The 6073-nt window shown below is 69.3% G+C and carries 4 protein-coding genes; 3 read left to right on the top strand and 1 reads right to left on the bottom strand.

The features are described from left to right. The 3 genes from GJV64_RS10390 to GJV64_RS10380 all read left to right on the top strand — a co-directional run. Positions 1–2254, top strand: a 2254-nt coding sequence (locus GJV64_RS10390; RefSeq protein WP_164157164.1) for a 5-oxoprolinase/urea amidolyase family protein, incomplete at its 5' end; no start/stop codon positions are given. Then, the gene (gene atzF, locus GJV64_RS10385) at positions 2251–4014 is read left to right on the top strand and encodes an allophanate hydrolase (protein WP_164157163.1); all 1764 of its coding nucleotides are present in this window, start codon (positions 2251–2253) and stop codon (positions 4012–4014) included. The genes GJV64_RS10390 and atzF, both read left to right, overlap by 4 nt. Before the next feature lie 16 nt (positions 4015–4030). After that, positions 4031–4984 (top strand): Vgb family protein, encoded by a 954-nt coding sequence (locus GJV64_RS10380; protein ID WP_164157165.1) that lies wholly within the window; start codon positions 4031–4033, stop codon positions 4982–4984. Here GJV64_RS10380 and GJV64_RS10375 read toward each other — a convergent pair. After that, on the bottom strand, positions 4950–5822 hold the full coding sequence (locus tag GJV64_RS10375) for a sterol desaturase family protein (protein WP_164157162.1): 873 nt from the start codon (positions 5820–5822) through the stop codon (positions 4950–4952). The two genes, GJV64_RS10380 and GJV64_RS10375, sit on opposite strands and share 35 nt — an antisense overlap. Positions 5823–6073: the final 251 nt, after the last annotated feature.

Below are 6073 nucleotides of genomic sequence, written 5' to 3'. Positions count from 1 at the left end.
CTGCATCCGCGTGCTGGCCGGCGGCACTGCCACCAGCGTGCAGGACTGGCCGGGCCGCCAGCGCCTGTGGGCGGTGGGCGTGCCGCCGTCGGGCCCGATGGACGATCTGTCGTTCCGGCTCGGCAACCGGCTGCTTGGCAATGAAGAGGGCACTGCCGGCCTTGAGATCACCGTCACCGGGCCAACGTTGAGCTTTGCGGCGCCCACACGCATCTGCCTGATGGGCGCCGATTTCGGCGCGACGCTGGATGGCGTGCCGGTGCCGCGCGGCCAGGCGCTGGCAGTCGCGGCCGGGCAGGTGCTGGCCATGGGTCGTGCCCAGGGCGGCGGCCTGCGCGGCTATCTGCTGGTCGCCGGCGGTTTCGACATCGCGCCCTATCTGGGCAGTGTCGCGACCTTCGATCTGGGCGGCTTCGGCGGCCATGGCGCCCGCCGGCTGCTGGCCGGCGACGTGCTGCACCTCGCTGATGCGCCCACCACCCAGCCTCTGGCTTCGGCGCCGCTGCCGGCGCTGCCGGCCGAATGGCAGGTGCGGGTGATCTATGGCCCGCACGGCGCACCCGATTTCTTCACGACAGACGATATCGGCACGATCGTCGAGACGGCCTGGCAGGTGCATTACAACAGCAACCGCACGGGCGTCCGGCTGGTGGGGCCGAAGCCGCACTGGGCCCGGCGAGATGGCGGCGAGGCCGGGCTGCACCCGTCTAACATCCACGACAATGCCTATGCCATCGGCGCGGTCGATTTCACCGGCGACATGCCGATCATCCTCGGACCCGACGGGCCGTCGCTGGGCGGCTTTGTCTGCCCGTTCGTGGTGATCGCGGCCGATCGCTGGAAGATCGGCCAGCTGGCGCCCGGTGACCGGCTGCGCTTCGTGCCCGTGACGCTGGCTGATGCGCAGGCCGCCGATGCGGCCGTTGCCGCGCTGCTGGCCAATGGCACGCCGATGCCCGATGGCCCGGCCCGCGACATCGCCGGCCTGTCGCCGATCCTTGCCGAGATCCCAGCCGAAGGCACGCGCCCGCGCACCGTCTATCGCGCACAGGGTGATCGCAACATCCTGGTGGAATATGGCCCGATCACGCTGGATCTGGAGCTGCGTATCCGGGTCCATGCGCTGCTCACCGAACTGGAGCAGCAGGCGCTGCCAGGCGTCATCGATCTGGTGCCCGGCATCCGATCGCTGCAGCTGCATTTCGATGGACAGTCGCTGACCCAGGCCGGAGCGCTGGCGGCGCTGATGGCGGCCGAGGAGCGGCTTGGCGCGCTGGAAGAATTCTCCATCCCGTCGCGCACCGTCCACCTGCCGCTCAGCTGGCGCGATCCGGCCACCATCGAGACGATCGAGAAATACATGGCCGTGGTGCGCGACGATGCGCCCTGGTGTCCGGACAATATCGAGTTCATCCGGCGGGTGAACGGCCTTGCCGATGCCGACGCCGTGGAACGGCTGATCTTTGATGCCAGTTACCTGGTGCTGGGGCTGGGCGATGTCTATCTCGGCGCGCCGGTGGCAACGCCGGTCGATCCGCGCCACCGGCTGGTCACCACCAAGTACAACCCGGCCCGCACCTGGACCCCGCCCAACGTGGTGGGCATCGGCGGCGCCTACATGTGCATCTATGGCATGGAAGGGCCGGGCGGCTACCAGCTGTTTGGCCGCACCGTGCAGGTGTGGAACACCTATCGCCAGGTTGGCGCCTTCACCGACGGCAAGCCCTGGCTGCTGCGCTTCTTCGACCAGATCCGCTTCTACAAGGTGAGCGCCGAGGAACTGGCCGAGTGGCGCCGCGACATGCCAATGGGCCGGCGCGCGCCGCGGATCGAGCATGGCGAGTTCCGCCTGTCCGACTACCGCCGTTTCCTGGCTGACAACGCGGCCGCGATCGCCGAATTCCAGGCGGTGCGCGAAGCCGCCTTTGCCGACGAGCGCGCTGCCTGGCAGGCCAGCGGCGAGTTCGACCGCATCGCCAGCGCCGAGGCGGACGACTCAGGCCCGGCGGAAGCCATCGCCGTGCCGGACGGCAGCGATCTCGTTGAATCGCCGTTCGGCGGCAATGTCTGGAAGCTGCTGGTGGCACCGGGGGACACGGTGGCGGCCGGCGACACCATCGCCATCATCGAGGCGATGAAGATGGAGTGTCCGGTCGAAAGTCCGGCAGCGGGCACCGTGGTTGCCCTCTATCTCGCCGAAGGCCGCGCCGTGCAGCCCGGGGCGCCGATGCTGGCCCTCAGGAGGACTGCATGACCCGCCAGCATGTCTCCGTCATCGCCGAGGCCGTCGCCAGCCGGGCCACCAGCGCCCGCGCCGTGATGGAAGCGACGCTGGCCCGCATCGCGGCCTATGACGCGGTGCAGCCGCAGGCCTGGATTGCCCGCGCCGCGCCGGACGTGCTGCTTGCAGCAGCGGACGCCGTTGATGCCCGCATTGCGGCTGGCGAGGTGCTGCCGCTGGCCGGTGTGCCCTATGCCGCCAAGGACAATATCGACGTGGCTGGCCTCGCCACCACGGCGGCCTGCCCGGCCTTTGCCTATCACCCCGAGCAATCGGCCACGGTGATCGAACGGCTGGCGGCGGCTGGCGCCATCTGTGCGGGCAAGACCAATCTCGACCAGTTCGCCACAGGCCTCAACGGCACCCGCAGCCCGCACGGTGCCCCGCGCAACGTCCACAATCTGGCGTGGGTCAGCGGCGGCTCCAGCTCCGGTTCGGCGGTGGCGGTCGCGGCCGGGCTGGTCCCCTTCGCGCTGGGCACCGACACGGCCGGCTCGGGCCGGGTGCCGGCGGCGTTCCAGCATCTCATCGGCTTCAAGCCGACGCGCGGCCGCTGGAGCACGCGCGGGCTGGTGCCGGCCTGCCGCACGCTCGATTGCATCACCGTGTTCACCGACACGCCGGCTGATGCGCGGCTGCTGGACAGCGTGATCGCCGGTTTCGATGCGGGCGATGATTATTCCCGCCCGCTCGCAACCCGCGCGCTCACCCCGCGCCGGTTCGGCGTGCCGCGCGCGGACCAGCTGAACTGGTTCGGCGACACCGAAGCCGCCTTCCTGCACGACCGGGCCATGGCAACGCTGGCCGGGCTGGGCGAGATCGTCGAGATCGACATCGCGCCGCTGCTGGAGGCTGCGCAATTGCTCTATGGCGGGCCGTGGGTGGCCGAACGCACCGCGGCCATGGCCGGCATGCTGGCCAGCAACCCCGATGCCATCGATCCCACCGTGCGCGCCGTGGTGGAGCAGGGCTGGCAGCACAGCGCGGTCGATCTGTGGAACGCGACCTATCGCCTGGCCGCCATCAAGCGCCAGGCCGATCTGATGTGGGACGGGATCGACGTGCTGGCCTTTCCGACCACGCCGACCAGCTATCGCGTGGCCGAGATGCTGGCCAGCCCGGTGGCGCTCAACAGCAACCTTGGCCGCTACACCAACTTCGTCAACCTGCTCGACATGGCGGCCATCGCGGTGCCGGCGGGCGTGAAGGCTAGCGGCGTGGGCTACGGCCTCAGCTTCATCGGCCCGGCCGATACGGACCTCGCGCTGATCGACCTGGCTGAGCGCTGGGCCGCCGCCAGTGGCCATCCATCACCACCACCGCTCGACCTGGAGGGCAAGATGCAGACCGTGAAGCTGGCCGTTGTCGGCGCCCATCTGAAGGACATGCCGCTGCACTGGCAGCTGACCTCGCGCAATGCCACGTTCGTTGGCGCCTTCGAGACCGCGCCCAGCTATCGCCTCTATGCCATGGCCGATTCGACGCCGCCAAAGCCGGCGCTGGTCTTCAGCGGTGATGGTGCCGCCATCAAGGTTGAGGTCTATGAGCTGGGCGTGGCCGAGTTCGGCAGCTTTGTCGTCGACGTGCCGCCGCCGCTGGCTATCGGCACCGTCACCCTGGCCGATGGCAGCCAGGTCAAGGGCTTCGTCGCCGAGCCGCGCGCGCTGACCGGCGCCGAGGACATCACGCATCTGGGCGGCTGGCGCGCCTATATCGCCCAGCGCACCGCCTGATCGGGAGGCCATGATGATGAAACCCGCGCTTGCAGCCCTGCTTACGGGCAGCCTTGCCGCCAGCCTGTCCAGCGCCGCCAGCGCGCAGGCACCGCAGGTGCTGACCGTGCCCGATTTCGGCGACTTCCTGGTGGTCGATGGCCCCGGCGTGTGGATGACCAACCGCGGCCGGGTCGAGCATTGGACAAGGGAAGGCCTGGTGGCCAGCGTTGCACTCGCAAGGCCCTGCGGGGCCATGGCCATCACGGGCGGCAACCTGTGGGTGGCGGACTGCACCGCCGGCGCCATCCACCGCATCGACACCGCAACCGCGACCCGCACGCTCACGGTTGAAACCGGCATTGCCGACAAGTCGGGCGAGCTGAACGTGGTGGCCGGCGCCGGTTCGGTGTGGGTGGCCAGCGCTGCCGCCGGCGAGGTGGCGCGGGTCGACCCTGCCAGCGGCCAGATCGTGGCGCGCATCAAGGCCGATCCCGGCACCTCCTACCTGGCGTTCGGCCACGACGCGCTGTGGGCGGTGAGCGCCGCCACCCAGACCTTGCTGCGCATCGATCCCGCCACCAACCGCGTGACGCAGCGCACCCTGCTCGGCAGGCAGCCGGGCTTCCTGGCCGCTGGCGAGGGCGCGGTGTGGGTGCAGGAACAGGGCGAGGGCACGCTGGCCCGCATCGATCCGGCGACGGGCGCCGTCACCGGCCTCGTCAAGGTGGGCGCCAACCTCAAATATGGCGACATCGACACCGGCGCCGGCCGGGTGTGGCTGCGCACCACCGATGATCAGGAATATGTGGCGATCGACGCGGCCACGCTGGCCATATTGGCGCGGGTGGGCAAGCCGGTGGGCAGCGGCGCCATCCGCTTCACGCCCGAAGGCGTGTGGACCAGCGCCCATGACGTGAAGACGCTGATCTGGTGGCCGGCGCCGGCGCTAGGTCCTACGCGGGGCGCCGGCCGCCGCGCAGCGCATTGATGATCGGCATGAAGGTGTAGAGCATGATGCCGCCCACCGTGAGGCGGCCGCCCTCCTGGCCCAGCAGCACGCCTTCGCCGGCGCGGAAGGTGCCGTGCAGCCGGTCGATGAGGATCAGGCAATTGGCATAGTTGCTGCGCGTCGCCTCATAATCGAGGCTGTGGTGCAGGCTGTGATGCTCGATGGTGGTGAACAGGAAGCTGTACCAGCGCGGCGGATCGAAGCGCACATTGGCGTGCGCAAAGCTGCCGATCGCCGCCAGCATATGCGCTGCACAGAACACCGCGGTGAGCGAGAAATCGAACAGGCCGACGATCGAAAGGCCGATCAGGAACAGTTCCACCGGGTTGCCCACCGCGCCCTTCAGCGCGTTCAACTGGGTGAGATGATGGTGCGGGGCGTGGGTAAGCCACAGCGGATGCCAGTTGTGCATGGCCCGGTGCATCCAGTATTGCCCATATTCGATTAGCACCAGCACCATCGCCACCTGCACCGGGAACGGCAGTTGCTGCAGCCACAGCGTCTGGAGGCCCAGGCTGGCCTTGGCCTCGGCGATCCCGGCTTCGGCCAGATGGTCGATGCAGAAGCGCACGGCCGTGAAGCTGAGCACGACGAAGAACAGGTCGTGCGCCAGTTCATACCAGGTCATCCGCCAGGCGGCGTGACGCTCGCTCACCCATTCCAGTGCCAGCACCACCAGCGGGGTGGCCAGCACGGCGATCAGCAGCGTGAAGGGGTCGCTGGCCTGCGCCTCGGGCAGCAGCCACCACAGCGCCAGGATGCCCAGCAGCGCGGCTGGCTGGAAATATCGCATCAACGTCGCGCGCACTGCCGTCATAACCCCTCAGCCATGGCCTGTTCATGCTTCTCGCAACGATGCTGGATAGCACACATACGTCATGGCGCGTAGCCGGCCGATGCCCGATACGGGCAGGCAGCGGTTGACACCGCCGCATCCGGCGCCGCACCAGAGCGCCATGACCAGCCGCATCGCTCTTGCCGCCCGGGACGCGCTGGCGCGCGGTGATCTGGCCCGTGTGCGGCAACTGGCGCAGGCGCTCGCGACCGAGGCCGGCGCGGCGCCATCCA

It is taken from the genome of Sandarakinorhabdus rubra, from assembly GCF_010994245.1.
In the GTDB taxonomy this organism is placed as follows: domain Bacteria; phylum Pseudomonadota; class Alphaproteobacteria; order Sphingomonadales; family Sphingomonadaceae; genus Sandarakinorhabdus; species Sandarakinorhabdus rubra.
This window is presented reverse-complemented; position numbering and strand designations above follow the sequence as displayed.